The sequence below is a fragment of the Saccharothrix algeriensis genome, from assembly GCF_016907655.1.
GTDB lineage: Bacteria > Actinomycetota > Actinomycetes > Mycobacteriales > Pseudonocardiaceae > Actinosynnema > Actinosynnema algeriense.
The window spans coordinates 620825-637827 of record NZ_JAFBCL010000001.1 but is presented as its reverse complement, the minus strand read 5'-3'; the positions used below and the strand labels follow the sequence as shown (position 1 = coordinate 637827).

Below are 17003 nucleotides of genomic sequence, written 5' to 3'. Positions count from 1 at the left end.
CTGGGAACCCGGGGCTTCACGCGCAGACACCGTCACGAACGCGGATCCTCGCGCACCCGACGGCGCGAAGCGACCGACTTCTCCCGAGCCTGAGCCCGAGCCCGAGCCCGCGCGGCCGGTCCCCGTCAGCCCGCCGGGAGGCTGCGGACGGCGTCCGCGATCAGGGCGGCGGCTTCGCGGACGTCGGCTTCGCCGGTCCAGCGGCCGGTGCTCAGGCGCAGCGCGGACATCGCCCGCGCCGGGTCCGCGCCCATGGCCACCAGCACCGGCGACGGGCGGTCGTCGCCTTCGTGGCAGGCGGACCCGGCCGATGCCGCCAGGCCCGGCGCGGCGTCGAGGACCGCGTCGGCGCGGACGCCCGCGATGCTGATGTTGAGCGTGTTGGGGAGCCGCCGCTCGGGGTGGCCGTTGAGGGTGACGCGGCCGGGCAGGTGCTCGTCGAGCAGCCGGTGCAGCAGGTCCCGCCGGCGCAGCAGCCCGGCCCGCTCCCCCTCGGAGCCGGCCAGGCGGGCGGCTTCGCCCAGGGCGACGATGAGCGCGACGTTCTCGGTGCCGCCGCGCAGGCCCCGCTCCTGCCCGCCCCCGTAGGTCGAGGGCTCCAGCGCCAGGCCGGCGCGGACGTACAGCGCGCCGACCCCCTTGGGCGCGTACAGCTTGTGCCCGCTGAAGCTGAGCAGGTCGACACCCAGCTCGCGCACGGAGACCGGGATCTTGCCGACCGACTGCGCGGCGTCGCAGTGGAACAGCGCGCCGCGCGAGCGGGCCAGGCGGGCCAGCTCGCGGATCGGTTGGACGGTGCCGGTTTCGTTGTTGGCGTGCATCACCGACACCAGCACCGTGTCGTCGGTGAGCGCGGCGGCCAGGTCGGCGGGGTCGACCAGGCCGTGGCGGTCGACGGGCAGCCGGGTGACCCGGTGGCCGTGCAGTCGGGCCAGCGCGGCGCAGTTCTCCAGCACGGCGGGGTGCTCGGTGACCTGGGTGACGACGTGGGTCCCGCGCCGGCGGTGCGCCAGCGCCGCGCCGCGGAGGGCCAGCGTGTCGCCGTCGGAACCGCCGCCGGTGAACACGATCTCCGCCGGCTCGGCGCCCACGAGCGCGGCGACCCGGGCGCGGGCGTCGGCCACGGCGGCGCGGGCGGCCTCTCCGTAGGGGTGGCGGCTGGACGGGTTGCCGAAGTGCTCGTGCAGGTAGGGCAGGCACGCCCGGACCACTGCCGGGTCGACCGGCGTGGTGGCGTTGTAGTCGAGGTAGACCGGCCCGGAGCCCGTTCCCCTGGGGTTGTCCACCGCTGCGACCTCCGGTCGGTTCGTCGAACGGTCCCGGCCGGGTCGGCGCGCGGACCCGATCGGTCTCCCGCCCAGTGTCCCGGACGCCTCCCGGCGTCGACGGCGCGACAGCGGCGCCGGTCCACTCGAACGAGCGAACGACGGTGGGCCTCGCGTGCGCTGCCCGACGAACATCCACTGTGGATCGCCTTTTGCTAAAAGGCCGATCGCGCAAAGGAGTGTTCCGCAACGCGGACCACCAGTCGTCGGAGAGCACGCTGTCGCGATTCGTGGCGGCGAACGGCACGGTGACCCTGCCGGGCCGTCGGCGCACCGGCGTACCCGTCGTGCAAGGGCGTGCCGGACGAGGTCTCCCGCTACCCGAAGGCGCTGACCCCCGACCGGTGGGGGCGGGGCCGAGCGGCCGTCACCGGCGCAGCGCGACCATGACCGTTGCCGGTGGTGCCGTTTATCCTCATCGCCGCGGTGCCGGACGCCGGCGCCGCTGCGACCGCGCCATGCCGCCGACCCACCAGGAGCGCACCGTGACCGTCCCCGGGACAGGCCGTCCGTCGACCCGCCTGGAGACCGCCAAGGCGTTCGCCGGGAGTGCGCTCGGCCCCGGTCCCGCCAAGCGGCTGGCGGCGTTCGGCGACGGCACCCTGTACGTCCAGGCGGGAGAACCGGTGCGGTTCCTGGCGTGGCTGGTCGACTTCGCGGTGTTCCTCCTGGGATCGGCGGCCGGCATCGTCGTGGTGGCGTTGGTGGACCGCAGGATGGAGCTACCCGGTGGCACCGTCGCCTTGTTGTTCATCGGGGTGCTGATCGCGGTGCCGCTGCTGTACGGCTTGTGCTACGGCAACGGCCGGGCGCTCGGCGCGGTGCTCACCGGCACGCAGCTCGTCCGGTCGCGGGACGGCGGCCGGGTGGGTCTCCAAGCCTGCTGGGCCATGCTGGTCCGGACCCTCCTGCTGCCGCTGCTGGTCGCCGCTGTGGTGCTGGGCGGTGCGGGCGCCGGTGGCTCCCTCGCGCGGACCAGCATCGACCGGACCGCCACGCGGCAGCTGCACGCCACCGGCCTCGTGCGGCTGACCGACGTACGCGGCGGCTGACGCGCTGTGCGCTAGGCATGGGCGGCCCGACAGGCATGGCGGCCCGACGCTTCGGGCCGCGCTTCGCGCGGCGGCGCTCAGCTCTCGCCGTTAGCCGCGCCCCGCGCGGCGGCGCTTCAGCTCTCGCCTCAGCCGCGCTCCGCGCGGCGGCGCTTCAGCTCTCGCCTCAGCCGCGCTCCGCGCGGCGGCGCTGTTCAGCGCAGCCGTGTGCCTCGTGTTCTCCCCGTACTGATCTTCAATTGTTGGGGTCAGGTTGGTTCGGGGGTGAGGGTCAGGCCGGTGTGGGCGAGGAATCCGTCGAGCAGGTCGGGCCGGTTCCGGATGAGGCGGAGTCGGCGGCGCACGATCGGGACCAGGTCGTTCAGACCGACGGGGGCGAGGTTGGCCAGACCGCGTTTGAGGTGTGACCACACCCCTTCCACCGGGTTGAGTTCCGGGGCGTAGGCGGGTAGTCGGATCACGTGCAGCCAGTCCCGGGCGGCGAGGGCGGGCCGTATCCGGGCGCTGATGTGCCGGTCGAGGTTGTCCCAGATCAGCACGATCGGGCCGCCCAGGCGACGGTGGGCGTCGTCCAGCAGCGCGAGGTAGTGCCGCTCGAGGAAGCTGCGCGGGGCCGGCGGGCTGCGGCGGCGGTGGTGCACGAGCACCCGGTGCAGCAGCCGGGTGCGTTCGCCGGGTTTGACGCAGAGCAGGCCGGCCACCGAGATCCGACCCTGGGAACCGGCCCAGTAGGGCAGGACCGGGGTGTGGCCGCGCCTTGCCCAGGTGCGGGCCTTGTGCGGGCGGGTGTTGCAGCCGGTCTCGTCCTCGAAGCACAACCAGGCGCCCAGGTCCGCGGCTAGGGTTTTCCCCGCGCCCACGACTCCCGCCGCCAGGCGGTGACCGCGGCCTCGTCACGGCGGTCGGCCCGCCGGGCCGGCACCTGGGGGCTGTAACCGATGCGGTGCAGCACCAGCGACATCCCGGCCGGGGTGTAGCGCACCGCGAACAACCGCGCGACCAGCTCCGCGACCCTGGCCAGGGTCCAGCGTCGATCCTCGGTGTACCCGTGGGCGGCCGGCCCCTGCTCCAGGGCCTGGACCAGCCGGTCGAGCCGGGCCCGGTCCAGACGGCAGTCCGGCCCGCCCGGCCCCCTGGAGCGCAGGGCCTGCCGGCCCCCGGCACGCCACAAACGCCGCCAGGCATAGGCGGACTTGGTCGACACCCGCAGACCACGAGCGACCTCGCAGGCGCCCACACCACGCTCGAACCAGTCGGCGGCCTGCATCCGCACCGCCTCACGTCGGGCCCGTTCCCGTCCGGTCAGGCCACCACCATCGGGATAGCGCATACCCCACGGGTACCCCCGGGACAGCCCCACCCACCGACACAAGCCACCACAGACCCCAACAATTGAAGATCAGTACGGCCTGGGCGCAGCCCAATCATCTTTGTCGGGAGGTGTCAAGCACGTTCTTCGCTTGACACCTCCCGACAAAGATGATTGCCTCCGGCAGGCCGTACGGGGAGAACACGACGCACTTCCCTCCTCCTTGGGGGCCTCCCGGCCGCTCTTCATACTTGGGTCGCGCACCGATCCGGGTCAGATTTGGGGCCGTACCGATCTAAGCTGAAAAGCTTTAAAGAGTCCTCGCCGGACAGGCAGGCCGCCAAGGAGAAGGAAGAGCAAGAGCGGTCGTGTTCCCCCCGCATGACCTGTCAAAGACGACCATGCTTTCTTGGGGGGTGCAAGCGAAAAGCGTGCTTGCACCCCCCAAGAAAGCATGGTAGCCCTCCGGGCAGGCCATACGGGGAGAACACGAAGAAACCGGTCTGCACTGGACGTGCCAAGAGCCAAGAGCTACAGATGCAATAGGGGCGTGTGGGGTGTATTGGGTGTGAGGGGTTAGATGATCGTGCCGACGTCCTGGGTGACGATGCGGTCCAGGCAGCGTTCGGCGAGGGCGGTGATGGTCCAGGAGGGGTTGCAGCAGGCGGTGGAGCCGGGGATGAGGGAGCCGTCGGTGACGTAGAGGCCGGGGTTGTCGTGGACTCTGCCGTAGGGGTCGCAGACGGGGCCGATCACCGCGCCGCCCAGCGGGTGGTAGGTGCTGGGGTCCACCGGTTGCGTCGGCACGAAGACGCCGCCGCTGGTCAGCGCCATCCGGGCGGCGGCGGCGTCGATGGCGATCTCCGGTTCCACGTCGGAGGTCGGCGGCCAGACCAGGCGCGCGGAGTCGGTGAGCGGGTCGTAGTGGAACGCGCCGTGGCCGTTCGGGATGGCCATGGACCCGATGAACATGGTGAAGGTCTCGACGTCGAACGGCGCGGGGATGTGGAACAGGGTCGCGGGGCCGGTGGGCGCGTCCCAGTGCAGTGACGCGGCGCTGGTCGGGCCGCCCTGGTAGGGCAGGGTGGGTTGGGGCACCTCGGTGCGCAGCAGGAGCCGGTCGCCGTTGGTGCCCCAGTACCGCCCGACGGCGGGCGGCAGGTTCGGCAGCGCGCCGCGGCCCTTGGCGCGCACCAGCAGCTTGGAGGTGTTGGCCGACCCGGCGTTGAGGAGGAGGCTGTCGGTGTGGACGAGCACGTTCTCCTGCGTGACGCCGTCGGTGTCGATGCGCCGGCAGCGCAGCACGTACCGGGTCGAGGTCCCCCTGGTCACCTCGTCGACCACGTGCAGCGGGGCGATGGTGACCAGGCCGGTGGCCAGCGCCTGGGCCAGGTAGGTCTTGTCCACCGAGTACCGGGCGCCGTTGTTGACCCCGTAGAGGAAGTCGCCGTGGGCGGACCAGGGCGGCAGGTCGCCGCGCAGCTCGGCGCGGATCACGTCCCAGTTCATCGGCTGCAGCACGCGCACCGGGGTGCCGCCGGCCAGCGCGGAATCGGCGAGGAACCTCCTGGAGGGGGTGTAGCGGACGTGGTTGAGGATGTCGTCCGGGATGGGGGAGAAGTTCAGCATCGAGGCCGCCCTCGGGTAGTAGACGGCGGCCATCTCGTCGTAGTCCACCGATGAGGGCATCACCTTGGTGAACAGCTCCTCCGAGGGCTGCAGCGAAATGCCCTCGTAGTGCAGGGAACCGCCGCCGACGCCCGCGCCGCACAGGACGCTCATCCCCAGGCCGCGGATCCGCTCGACCAGACCGGTGTAGGGCTTGAACAGCGCCGGTGGGGACGCGGGCAGCACCGGGGTCGGCTCCAGCCAGCTCACCCGCCGGTCGGGGTGGAAGAACCGCGGGAAGGTGTTGTCGTTGGGGACGCTGTTCCACCAGCGGCCCCGCTCCAGGACGAGGGTGCGCACGCCGGCGCGGGCCAGCCGCAGGGCCGCGACGCCGCCGCCGAACCCGCTGCCCAGGACGACGGCCCGGTAGCGCTCGTCCCGCGTCGGCGTGGGCGTGGCGCGAGCGGGGGAGGGGGAGGCGCCCAACCCGATCGTCACTGCGGTGGCGCCGACGCCGGCCAGCAGGCCGCGTCGGGACAAGCGCTGTCGCGTGGTCATTTCCTGGACCCTTCCTGCGCGGTGGGGCACTGCTCTCGGGCACGGGTCGGACGGGCGTGGAACCGCGCGCCGACCCGGCGCGGGTGGTCGGGCGCGCCGAAAGAACCGCGGATCGCGGCGGCGTCGGGTTCGGGGCGCGTTGTCGGTCGGACCGACAGCGGGGACAATCGGCCGGCGGCGGTGACCGGCTCGTCCCGGGATTCGGCGGGGTCGATTGTCCGCACTGGTTCGGGAAGTCGAGGTGGGGACGGCTGAAGTGCAGCGTAACCGGCCGGCGCGTTCTCCTCAAGGCATTCGTCCGTTCGGCCGGGGGGAATCGGTCAAGTCGTCCCGGTCGAGTTCCCGGGGCGGGAATTCCTTTTCGGGGTGGAATTCCCGGTGGTGTGCCCGGCCGCCGGTCCGAATATCCCGGAAGTGACATTTCCTCGGTGTCCGCCGCCGCAGGGGGCGCGGCGCCGGGGGTCGCGCCGGTCCGCCCGGCGAGCGTCCGGGCGGCCGTCGCAACACACTGGGCACCGGGCACGACGAGAGGAACCCGCGATGGAACGCCTGAAGGGCAAAGTGGTGGTGATCACCGGGGCCGGCAGTGGGATCGGCAGGTCGGCCGCCGAGCTGATGGGCCGGGAAGGCGCCCGGGTCGTGGTCGCCGACCACAACACCCAGGGGGCCGAGGAGACCGCCGCGCTGGTCGAGGGGGCAGGCGGGCGGGCGCTGCCCGTCACCGTGGACGTCACCGACGAGTCCTCGGTCGTCGGCATGATCGACGCGGCGGTCGGGGAGTTCGGCGAGCTGCACGTGCTGTGCAACCACGTCGGCGGGACCAACCCGCGCAAGGACCTGGACCTGCTGCGCATGGACATGGCCGAGTTCGACCGGGCCGTCGCCCTCAACGTGCGCAGCACCCTCCTGGGCACCCGGCACGCGTTGCCCCACCTGATCCGCGCCGGCGGCGGGTCCGTCATCAACACGGCCTCCGTGGCCGCCCTGGTGGGTGACGTCCTGCAAACCTCCTACGGCGCCGTCAAAGCCGCCGTCGTCAGCATCACGAAGTCGATCGCCGTCCAGTACGGACCCCAGCGCGTGCGCTGCAACGCCATCGCGCCCGGCGCCGTCATGACCCCGGCCCTGGAGGACAACCTGCCGGACGACGTGATCGAAGCCCTCAAGGGGGGCAACGCCCTGCCCTACCTCGGCTCCCCCGAGGACATCGGTCACGCCATGGTGTTCCTCGCCTCCGACGAGTCCCGCTACCTCACCGGCCAACTCCTCGTCATCGACGGCGGCATGACCATGCAGTCCTCCGCCGCCCCCGGACGCCGCGCGATGCTGCCCGGTTGAGCGGGCTCCGGCCCGCGTGGCCGGCGGTCGCCCGCCCTCGGGTTCGGCTGTCATCGGGCGTGTTCGCTCGACTACCATGGGTCGCCGATCACGGCTCGGCTGTTGGAGGGCACCGGTGGTGGACGACCGCTTACCCCTGCGATCGGATCGCGGCAGCCCGCCGGACCGGCGTGACCAGCAGCGGTCACCGGCCCGCCGGACGGGTCCGAGCCCGGTGCACGCGGCGGGGAGCCTGCGCTTCACCGAATCCGTCGGCACCCGCGAAGAGGTCTGGGACCGGCTCGGCGCGAAGGTCCGGGAGCGGGTCGGCGCGCGGATCGGCTCGCTCGTGGAGTGGTGGGCGACCGACGTCAGCGGGCGCAACGCGGCGGTCGTGCTCGGCACCAGGGCGTTCGTCACGGTGGAGCCGACGGTCAACGCGGCCGGCGGGCCGGCGCACGAGATCCGCGCGCTGCGGCTGGACGAGTCGAGCTTCCGCCGCGCGACGGTCGCCGCGCCGGCCGCGGGCGGACCTGCCGCCCCGCCCGCCGCCGAGCGGGCCGCACCCGGCAGCCGCCCCGGCGCCCCCGCCCCGGCGTTGGCCGACCGGCTGGGCGCGGACATGAGCGGGTTCCTCGGCAACCTGCCTGCTCGCGCCCAGCAGCTGCTGCAGGAGCCGTTCGTCGACGGCCACGACGACCTGTGGCGCGACTACTACTACTTCCGGTCGGGCTCCGCCGGCGCGCTGGGCGGGGCCGCGCTGAGCGTCTGGTGCTACCTGGCCGACAAGCGCTACGTCACCTTCGCCGCCGGGGTGGGCAACGGCTACCGGCAGGACACCGGGCCCGGCTCCTGGCAGCTCACCTGTTGGCGCGCCGAGGTGCTGGGGAACGCGCGGTGAGCGCCCCCTCCCCGCGGGACCTCGACGGCCGCGACCCGTACGAGCTGCTCGGCGTCGCGCCGACGGCCACGCGGGCCGAGATCGTCGCCGCGCACCGGCGGCGGGTCCGGCTGGTCCACCCCGACCGCCCCGGCGGCGACGAGTACGAGACGAAGCTGCTGCACGTCGCCAAGGCCGTGCTGCTGGACCCGAGCCGCCGCGCCGAGGTCGACGCGGCCCGCGCGCGACCGGCCGACGGCCCGCCTGGTGAGCGGGAGGAGGACCCGGCCGGTTCCGACCCGGCGCACGAGGGGCACGCGCACCCCGAGTCGGTCTGGGAGAGCGAGGAAGTCACCACGGGGGTCGGTCCGCCGACCCCGCCACCGCCGCCGCACACCACCGCGTACTGGCCGCCTCCGCCTCCGCCGTATGCGACCCCACCCCACGTGACGCCACCCCACGTCTCGCCGCCTTACGCCACGCCGCCTTACGCCACGCCGTCCTATGTGACTCCGCCTTATGTGGCACCGCCTCACGCGACACCGTCCTATGTGGCTCCGCCGTACGTGATGCCGTCCTACGCGGCCCCGCTGTACGACCATGAGGGACAGCAGTGGGAGTACGCGGCGGATCGTGCCCGCCCTTCGGTCTCCGCGCTGCCGATCGTGGCGCTGGTCCTGTCCACCGCCTGCTTCTGCGCCCCGCTCGGCCTGGTCCTCGGTCTGGCCGGCCTGTCGAGCCGGAAAGGCCGCAACGACCGCCCGATCGCCGTCGCGGCGATCGGGCTGGGGGCGGTGTGGACGGTCCTGCTCGTGTTCTGGCTCCTGGGCGCGGCCACCCGGACCGTTCCCTGAACCGCCGCCCCGCCCGCGGCCGACCCGGTTGAGGCGCGGGGGAGGGGGTAGCCCACGGGCTCCGGGATGTCGAGGAGTCGGTGTGCGGGTGACCTTGACCAGCAGGACCCAGATCGGACCGGTGCTGCGCGGGCTGCGGGAGCGGGGGCTCAACTACGACCCCGCCGAGGTGCGGGAGCCGCGGTGGGTCTTCGACGTGCACCGGCACCGGGTGGGGCAGGAGGCGGCCGGCCCACCCGAGGGCGGCGGGCTGTGGGAGCGGGCGCGGGCGCTGGTGGCCGCGTACGAGTTCACCCCTCCCGAGATCATCCGGGCCTTCTACGAATCCGGTTCGGACCTGCTCGGGCGGGACATGGTGCTGCAGGCCCGCCTGCCCGGCCTGCGCTTCCTGATGGGCGTGCGGGTGACCGACGTGCGCGAGGAGACCTCCGCCGACCGCACGCTGTGGGGGTGGAGCTACGAGACGCTGCGCGGCCACCTGGAGCGCGGCCGGGTCGACTACGACCTGGTGAAGCACCACGCCACCGGCGAGGTGCAGTTCGTCGTGCACAGCTACTCGCAGCTGCACCCCCGCGCGCCGTGGTGGATGCGCTGGGGTTGGCGGCTGTTCGGGCGTCGTGTCCAGTTGCGCTTCTACCGGCGGGCCGGGCAGCGGCTGCGGCTGCTCAGCCGCCGCACGCCCCAGGTGGCGGTGGCCCCGGTGGCGGTGGAGCGCCCGGGTCGCTGGAGCGTGAGCCTGCACAACCCGATCCGGTGAGGTTGTCGCCGACCGGGCCGGGTAGCCCCAGGGCCAGCGGACCCCAGTGGACGGAGCGCCTGCAGTGAAAATCGTGATCACCGGTGCGTCGGGCAACGTGGGCGCGGGCGTGCTGCGCGCGCTGGCCGCCGACGACGGCGACCACCGGGTGGTGGGGATCTGCCGCCGGCCGCCCGACCAGGTCCCGCCGTTCGACAAGGTCGCCTGGCACGCGTGCGACCTCGGCGAGGAGAACGCCCGGGACGTGCTGGACGAGGTCATGACGGGCGCGGACGCCGTGGTGCACCTGGCGTGGATGTTCCAGCCGATCCGGCAGGGGCAGCGGCTGCACCGCACCAACCACAAGGGCACCGCGGCGGTGCTGGAGGCGGCGCGCCGGGCCGGCGTGCCGCACGTGGTGCACGCCTCCTCCATCGGCGTGTACGCGCCCGCGGGTCAGCAGCCGGTGGACGAGTCGTGGCCCGCCACGGGCGTTCCCGGCTCGGTCTACGGCGCGGGCAAGGCCGAGGTCGAGGCGGTGCTGAACCGGTTCGCCGAGGACAACCCGGGCACCGCCGTGGCGGTGATCCGGCCGACGCTGGTCGCGCAGAGCGCCGCGTCGGCGAGCTTCCTGGCCCTGTTCTTCGACCCCCTGGTGCCCCAGTGGCTGATCCGGCTGGTGCGCGACGGGCGGATCCCGCTGCTGCCCCTGCCTGCCGGGATGCGGGTGCAGCTGGTGCACGCCGACGACGTGGGCGACGCGGTGGTGCGGATCCTGCACCGCCGGGCCACGGGCGCGTTCAACCTCGCCGCCGACACGCTCACCGCGGCGGACCTCGCCGGGGTGGCCTGCGCGCGGGCCGTCCCGGTGCCGGCGACCGCGATGCGCACCGGCGTGGGGCTGCTGTGGCGGCTGGGGGCGATCGGCATGTCGCCGGGCTGGTTCGACGTGGGCACCCGGTCCCCGCTGGTGGACACCTCCCGCGCGCGCACCGAGCTGGGCTGGTCGCCCCGCCTCGACAGCGCCGGGTGCGCCCGCGAGCAGCTCGCCGGCCTGGCCGAGGGCACGCCGGGCCCGAGCCGCGCGCTCAGCCGCGACCGGTTCCGCGAGGACCTCGGCATCCCCCGGCTGACCTGACGCGCCCGCCCCGGCCGACGCCTCCGCGAGCCGCGCCGGCGGCCGGGCCGCGGGCAGGCGCCCCGGGGGTCACGGGCGGCGGGCACGACCCGCGGAGGAGGGCGCGTGCTGGAGTTCGTCGTCGTCGCGGTGGCGGCGCTGGTGGTCATCGCCGCCGCCGCCGTGCTCGCGCCGCGGCTGGGGGTGGCGGCCCCGCTGGTCCTCGTCCTGGTGGGCATCGCCGTCGCCCTGGCCCCGGTGCTGGAGGACTTCGAGGTCGATCCGGAGTGGGTCCTCCAGGGGCTGCTGCCGCCGCTGCTCTACGCCTCCGCGGTGTCCATGCCGGCCATGAACTTCCGGCGCGAGTTCCGGGCCATCGGCGGCCTGTCGGTCCTGCTGGTCGTCGCCAGCGCCCTCGTGCTGGGCGCGCTGTTCGCCTGGCTCGTCCCCGACCTCGGGTTCGTCTGGGGGTCGCGCTGGGCGCGATCGTCAGCCCCACCGACGCCGTCGCGACCTCGATCATCAAGGGCACCGGCCTCCCGCGCCGCGCCGTGGTCATCCTCGACGGCGAGAGCCTGCTCAACGACGCCACCGCCCTGGTGCTCCTGCGCACCGCGGTCGTGGCCACCGCGGCGGGGTTCTCCTTCCCGGGCGCGGTGGGCGCCTTCGCGTACGCCATCGCGGTGGCCGTCGCGGTCGGGTCCGTCGTCGGGTGGGGCAACCTGGCGGTGCGCCGCCGCGTGGCCGACCCGACGGTGAACACGATCCTGTCGTTCACCGTCCCGTTCGCCGCCGCCGTCCCGGCCGAGCTGCTGGGCAGCTCCGGCCTGGTCGCCGCCGTCGTGGCGGGCCTGGTCACCGGCTTCCGCGCGCCCCGCGCGCTGCCCGCCCGGCACCGGCTGTCGGACGCGCAGAACTGGGCGAGCGCCGAACTCGTCCTGGAGGGCGTGGTGTTCCTCGGGATGGGGTTGCAGCTGTCCACGATCCTGGGCGAGGTACACCGCGAGCACACCGGCCTCGGCGCGGCCGTCGGGATCGCGGCCGGCGCGCTCGCCGTGACGCTGCTGGTGCGCGCGGCCTACGTCGCGCCGCTGCTGTGGGCGCTGCGGCGGCGCGCGCTGCGCGGCCGGGCGCTCCAGCCCCGCATCGCCGCCATCGGCGAGCACCTCGAAGCCGGCCGCGTCGTGCCGGCCGCGCGGCGGCGCGGTTCCCGCGGCCGGCCCACCGAGCACGACCTGCGGCGCTTCGCCACCCGGGTCCGCCGCTCGCTGGCCGACATCGACTACCTGCTCAGCCAGCCGCTGGGCCTGCGCGAGGGGGTGGTCGTGGTGTGGGCGGGGATGCGCGGCGCGATCACCGTCGCCGCCGCGCAGACCCTGCCGGAGGACGCCCCGCACCGCGCCCTGCTGGTGTTCGTCGCCTTCGCCGTGGCCACCCTGTCGCTGCTGGTGCAGGGCGGGACCGTCGGGCCGCTGGTCCGGCGGCTGTTCCCCGACCGCGACGCCCGCGCCGACGCGCCCGAGCAGGACGCCGAGCGGCAGCGGATCCGGTCGCTGCTCGACGACGCGGCCCACGGCACACCGCGCCCGGCGGGCACGTCGGACGAGCGGCACCGCCTCGCCGTGCTCACCGCGCAGCGCGACGCGCTCCTCGACGCCCGGGACGAAGGCGCCCTCGACGCCGACGCGCTGTCCGCCGCGCTGCGCACCGTCGACGCCGAGCAGATCACCCTGGAGCTGCGCAGCGACCCGACCGGGTGATCCACCGCCGGCCGGCAGGGGCCGGGAAGCCCCTCCGGCGCGCCACCCCCGCCCGCCCGTCGAGCGGGCCGCCCCGGAGGCCCACCGCGGGCGTTCGACCGGCGGGGTGCTCGGACGACGCGCGCGGTATCACTCGCCCGCGCGGCGGTTGGTCGGCCGATCGGGTGATGGCTGGTCCGCTGCCTGCACCGGGTACCGGCGCGCGGCGCAGCGACCGCCCTGCCTTCCGCGTGATTGCCCGCCCGCCGGCGGTGGCCAACACTGGCCGTCATGGCTTGCCTGAGCACCACTCTGGCCCGGGTCGGCGCGGCGGTCACGACGGTCTCCCTGCTCTCGCCCGTGCCCGCGGACGCGACGGCCTCCCAGCAGGCCGCGGTCCCCGCCTACTGGAGCCCGGCCGAACCCGAGGGCCTGACGGCGTTCCGCCGCCTGGCGCAGAACCGGCCGACCACCGGCATCGTGGTGATCAACGGCAGCCAGAGCAGACCGGAGGCGCCGTTCTCCCGGGCGTGGGCCGACGCGATCGAAGCGGTGCACGACTCGGGCGCGCGGGTGCTGGTCTACGTCGACACCGGCTACCTCGGCGTGGACCACGGCAAGGGCCCGCACCGGACCAGGGACGGCGAGACCTCGGCCGACGCGTGGGTCGCGCAGATCAAGCAGGACGTAGACGACTGGTACGCGCTCTACGGCGACTACGGCGTGGACGGGGTGTTCCTCGACCAGGCCCTGCACACCTGCGGGCCGGACGGCGAGCACGCCGCCCGCTACGCCGCGATCCGCGACCACGTCCGCGCCACGCACCCGCACGCCCGCATCGCCGTCAACCCCGGCGTGGGCGCCGAGCAGTGCTACGACGCCGTCGCCGACACCATCCTGTCGTTCGAGGGCGGCCACGAGGCGTACCTGGCGCACGTGCCGCCCGCGTGGGAGTCGGCGAACCGGGACCGGGAGAAGTTCTGGCACCTGGTCTACGACGTGCCGACCGCGCACGACATGGGTGTCGTCGTGGCCCGCGCCAAGGCCAACGGGGCCGGCTACGTCTACGTCACCGACCGGCCGTTCAGCCCGTCCACCTGGGACTCGCTCGCCGGCTACTGGGACGCGGAGCTGGGCGAGGTGGCGGGTGTGGTGGACACCGCCCCGCCGGCCGTCCCGCGCGGGGTCACCGCGGTCGCGACCTCCGGCCGGGCGGTGCTGCGCTGGCGCTCCGCGCTGGACAACGTCGCGGTCGCCGACTACGAGGTGCTGCGGGACGGCGTCGTCGTCGGCGCCACCCACGACACCGCCTTCACCGTCACCGACCTCCAGCCCGACACCGCTTACACGTTCGCCGTGCGGGCGCGTGACGTCGCGGGCAACACCTCCGCGCCCAGCGCGCCGGTCACGGCGGTCACACCGCCCGCGGCGGTGCTCGACCCCCACGCCTGCGTGGGCCCGACGACCGCCCACTACCGGGCGACGTTCACCCGGGACTTCCCCTACCTGCGGGTGTTCATCGACGCCGACGACGACACCGCGACCGGGTGGGCGCTGCCCCCGGGACTGCCCTCCGGCGTGGACCACCTGATCGAGAACGGCGTGCTCTACCGCCACACCGGGCCGGGCTGGACGTGGGAGCCGGTCGCCGGCGCCGAGCAGGAGCGCGACGGGCACGTGGTCACCTGGCGGGTGCCCACCGCCGCGCTCGGCGAGACGGCCGCGCACACCCAGGTCGTGGTGTTCAACGGCAACGACGGGCAGGACGACTACAGCCCCGTGGTCACCGCGAACCGGACCGACGCGGAGTGCCCCTAGGGACCGTCCGCGCGGTGCCGCCACGGCGACTTCTATTCGTCATCACGTGGAATAGGCGAACCGGTCGCGGGAACGCGCCGAAGGGCCCGCCGCCGGGAGCACGTCGAACCGACCGGACCGGCGGCCCGTTCCGGTGAGTGGGAGGAGCGCCACCAAGACCACTCCTCCCGGTGACGGCGCGACGACCCCGGCAGGGGTCGCGGCGCAGGTGGGGCCGCCGTACCGGGCACGATCCGGGCGGAGCAGGTCACCCGGACGGGTCCCGCGTCGGCCCCCGCCGGCGCCGCACCCGGCCCCGACGACGGCAGGGCGAAGTCCGCCGCGCCACCGGGAACCGGGTTTGCCGTGGTAGTCGCGCCGAAGCCGGGACGGGCGCGGCCACCGCGGGGGTGACCGGGGGGACGACCCGCTTGCCGGTCACCGGCTCCACCCCCGGCACCCGGTATGGTCTGTCGCGATGATCACGCACCCGCACCCCTCGGACGTGGTGGCCGTCGCCGGTCCGGCGTCGACGGGACACCCGGTCCTGATCGGGCGGAGGACCAGGCTGCGCGGGATCGAGCCCGGCGACCGGCGCACGCTGGCCGGGTTCGACCGCGACCTCGCTGGCCGCGAGCCGCGGGTCGGCGGGTACCGGCACTGGGCGGCGCACCGGGGCGGCGTGGAGCCGGGGGAGGACCTCCAGTTCGCGATCGTGGCGCTGGGCAGCGGGCTGCTGGTCGGGTCGGTGTCCACCGTGCGGGCCGACGAGCGCGCCGACCGGTTCAGCTACGGCATCGGCATCGGGTCGCGGCACCGGCGGTGCGGCTACGCCGCGGACGCCATCACGACGCTGCTGGCGTTCATGTTCGGGCAGCGCGGCTACGGCGCGTGCGAGGTCAGCGTCTACGGCAGCAACTTCGCCTCGCTGACCCTGCACGCCCGGCTCGGCTTCCGGGAGGAGGAGCGCCTGCTCGACCCCGAGCTGTCGCACGGCGAGCTGAAGCACCTGGTGCGGCTGGGGATCACCGCGGCCGAGTTCGCCGAGCGCCACCCGGACCCGGACGCCCGCTCCCGGTCGAGCCGTTCGCGCCGGGGCCGGCACTGGCGCAACCGCCGGGGTCGGCACTGGGACGGCCAGGACCGGTCCTGACCGATCCGCGCCGTCCGGTCGCACCCCCGCGCGACGGCTCCGGTCGAGTCCTCTGTGGACGGTGAATCCACTGTTCGGACTGGTCCACAGTGGACGGACGTCCGCCCGGTGCGGGCCGGTCGCGAGGAGCCGTCCGGCCGGCGCGCCGACCGCCCCCCGCCCGGCTCCGGGCGGCGCGTGGAGACGAGCGCCACGTTCGGCCCCGCCCCCGCCGGAAGCCCGAGGTCGGCGCGTCGGGCGCCGCGGCCCCGCGGGCCGGCCGCGCGGTGCGCGAGATGAGGGACGGGGCCGCGTGACGTAGCTTGGTGTGGTGCGGGAAGAACTGCCGATCGCGCGTCGCGGCGGTCCGAGAGCCGGGACGAGGGCGTTGCTCGCATTCACGGCCTTGGGCGCGCTGCTGGCGGCGCTGGTGCACGGTCCGGGCGGCGCGGTGACCGGGCGGCCGGTGGCCGCGCCCGCGTCGTCGACCCCGGCGACGGCGGAGCCGGGCTCCACCACCGGCGAGCCGGCGTCCACGACCGCTGCCGCGCCCCCGCCGGACCCCTGCGCGGTGAAGGCGGCGTCCCTGCCGCTGCGCCTGCGCCTGGCGCAGACGCTGATGGTCGGCGTGGACCCGAGCGGCACCGCCGACGCCGAGGGGCTGGTGCGCGGCGAGCAGGTGGGCGGCATCTTCGTCGGCGGGGACGACACGACCCTGCTCTCCGGCGGCCTGGCCGCCGTGCGCGCCGCGGCGGCGGTGCCGCTGACGGTCGCCGTGGACGACGAGGGCGGGCGGGTGCAGCGGGTGGACGCGCTGGACGGCTCGATCCCCAGCGCGCGGCGGATGGCCGAGACCATGACGCCGGAGCAGGTGCGGGCGCTGGCGCGGGACCGCTCGGCCGCGCTGCGGGCCCGGGGCGTGACGATGGACCTCGCCCCGGTGGTCGACGTCGACGGCGGGCCGGACCGGACGGTGATCGGCGACCGGTCGTTCAGCGCCGACCCCGCGGTGGCCGCCACCTACGCCCGGGCCTTCGCCGAGGGCCTGCGCGAGGCGGGCACCACCCCGGTGCTCAAGCACTTCCCCGGCCACGGCAACACCAGCGGCGACTCCCACCAGGGGGCGGTGAGCGCGCCGCCGCTGGACGCGCTGCGCGGGAGCGACCTGGCGCCCTACCGGGACATCGGCCGCTACGGGCGCGTCGTGGTCATGCTCGGGCACATCGACGTGCCGGGGCTGACCGGCGGCCGGCCCGCGACGTTGAGCCCCGAGGCGTACGCCCTGCTGCGCGGCGAGTTCGGGTTCACCGGCCCGGCGATGACCGACGACCTGGGCGCGATGCGCGCCGTGACGGACCTGGTCGACCTGCCCGAGGCGGTGCGGCAGGCGCTGGCGGCTGGCGCGGACATCGCCCTGTGGTCCTCCGGTGGCCGCGCCGGCGAGGTGCTCGACCACCTGGAGACCTCGGTGGCGGCCGGAACGCTCCCGGTGGCCCGCGTGGACGAGGCGGCCCGGCGGGTGCTGGCCATGAAGGACGCGTGCTGAGCGCTCCGACCGCGCGTCGCGTGCCGGGCGCCG

14 protein-coding genes and 1 pseudogene are annotated in these 17003 nt (G+C 74.8%); 11 read left to right on the top strand and 4 right to left on the bottom strand.

Annotated elements, in window-relative coordinates; translation table 11 throughout:
• Positions 1-125 precede the first annotated feature (125 nt).
• The gene (locus tag JOE68_RS02505; protein ID WP_307819456.1) at positions 126-1286 is read right to left on the bottom strand and encodes a cysteine desulfurase family protein; all 1161 of its coding nucleotides are present in this window, start codon (positions 1284-1286) and stop codon (positions 126-128) included.
• A gap of 524 nt (positions 1287-1810) precedes the next feature.
• On the opposite strand from JOE68_RS02505, the gene JOE68_RS02500 reads away from it, so the two are divergent.
• On the top strand, positions 1811-2377 hold the full coding sequence (locus JOE68_RS02500) for an RDD family protein (protein ID WP_307819455.1): 567 nt from the start codon (positions 1811-1813) through the stop codon (positions 2375-2377).
• Between the two features lie 248 nt (positions 2378-2625).
• On the opposite strand, the gene JOE68_RS02495 is transcribed toward JOE68_RS02500, so the two are convergent.
• From JOE68_RS02495 to JOE68_RS02485, 3 genes are all read right to left on the bottom strand, one after another.
• Entirely contained in the window at positions 2626-3237 is a 612-nt protein-coding gene (locus tag JOE68_RS02495; protein ID WP_307819415.1) for a transposase, read from the bottom strand.
• Positions 3216-3707, bottom strand: a complete 492-nt coding sequence (locus JOE68_RS02490; RefSeq protein WP_204840485.1) for a winged helix-turn-helix domain-containing protein — start codon at positions 3705-3707, stop codon at positions 3216-3218. The genes JOE68_RS02495 and JOE68_RS02490 overlap by 22 nt, the downstream gene beginning before the upstream one ends.
• A gap of 555 nt (positions 3708-4262) precedes the next feature.
• Positions 4263-5852: a GMC oxidoreductase gene (locus tag JOE68_RS02485; RefSeq protein ID WP_204840730.1), complete on the bottom strand. Its 1590-nt coding sequence runs from the start codon at positions 5850-5852 to the stop codon at positions 4263-4265.
• Between the two features lie 540 nt (positions 5853-6392).
• Between JOE68_RS02485 and JOE68_RS02480 the strand changes: the two genes are divergently transcribed.
• From JOE68_RS02480 to JOE68_RS02445, 10 genes and pseudogenes are all read left to right on the top strand, one after another.
• Complete coding sequence (locus JOE68_RS02480) at positions 6393-7190, top strand: SDR family NAD(P)-dependent oxidoreductase (RefSeq protein ID WP_204840729.1); 798 nt, start codon at positions 6393-6395, stop codon at positions 7188-7190.
• A gap of 214 nt (positions 7191-7404) precedes the next feature.
• Positions 7405-8070, top strand: a complete 666-nt coding sequence (locus JOE68_RS02475; RefSeq protein WP_204840728.1) for a hypothetical protein — start codon at positions 7405-7407, stop codon at positions 8068-8070.
• Positions 8067-8903, top strand: a complete 837-nt coding sequence (locus JOE68_RS30770) for a J domain-containing protein (protein ID WP_307819453.1) — start codon at positions 8067-8069, stop codon at positions 8901-8903. The genes JOE68_RS02475 and JOE68_RS30770 overlap by 4 nt, the downstream gene beginning before the upstream one ends.
• Before the next feature lie 82 nt (positions 8904-8985).
• Complete coding sequence (locus JOE68_RS02470) at positions 8986-9660, top strand: DUF1990 family protein (protein WP_307819451.1); 675 nt, start codon at positions 8986-8988, stop codon at positions 9658-9660.
• A gap of 73 nt (positions 9661-9733) precedes the next feature.
• Entirely contained in the window at positions 9734-10777 is a 1044-nt protein-coding gene (locus JOE68_RS02465; protein ID WP_204840726.1) for an NAD-dependent epimerase/dehydratase family protein, read from the top strand.
• 105 nt (positions 10778-10882) lie between these two features.
• A pseudogene (locus JOE68_RS31655) lies at positions 10883-11158 on the top strand (cation:proton antiporter domain-containing protein); the annotation flags it as partial.
• Entirely contained in the window at positions 11044-12516 is a 1473-nt protein-coding gene (locus JOE68_RS02460; RefSeq protein ID WP_307819450.1) for a cation:proton antiporter, read from the top strand. The pseudogene JOE68_RS31655 and the gene JOE68_RS02460, both read left to right, overlap by 115 nt.
• 270 nt (positions 12517-12786) lie before the next feature.
• Positions 12787-14313: a spherulation-specific family 4 protein gene (locus JOE68_RS02455; RefSeq protein WP_204840725.1), complete on the top strand. Its 1527-nt coding sequence runs from the start codon at positions 12787-12789 to the stop codon at positions 14311-14313.
• A 457-nt stretch (positions 14314-14770) separates the two neighbouring features.
• On the top strand, positions 14771-15445 hold the full coding sequence (locus JOE68_RS02450) for a GNAT family N-acetyltransferase (protein ID WP_204840724.1): 675 nt from the start codon (positions 14771-14773) through the stop codon (positions 15443-15445).
• A gap of 367 nt (positions 15446-15812) precedes the next feature.
• Positions 15813-16970, top strand: coding sequence for a glycoside hydrolase family 3 N-terminal domain-containing protein (locus tag JOE68_RS02445; protein ID WP_239562097.1), 1158 nt, complete (start codon positions 15813-15815; stop codon positions 16968-16970).
• The last annotated feature ends 33 nt before the right edge of the window (positions 16971-17003 follow it).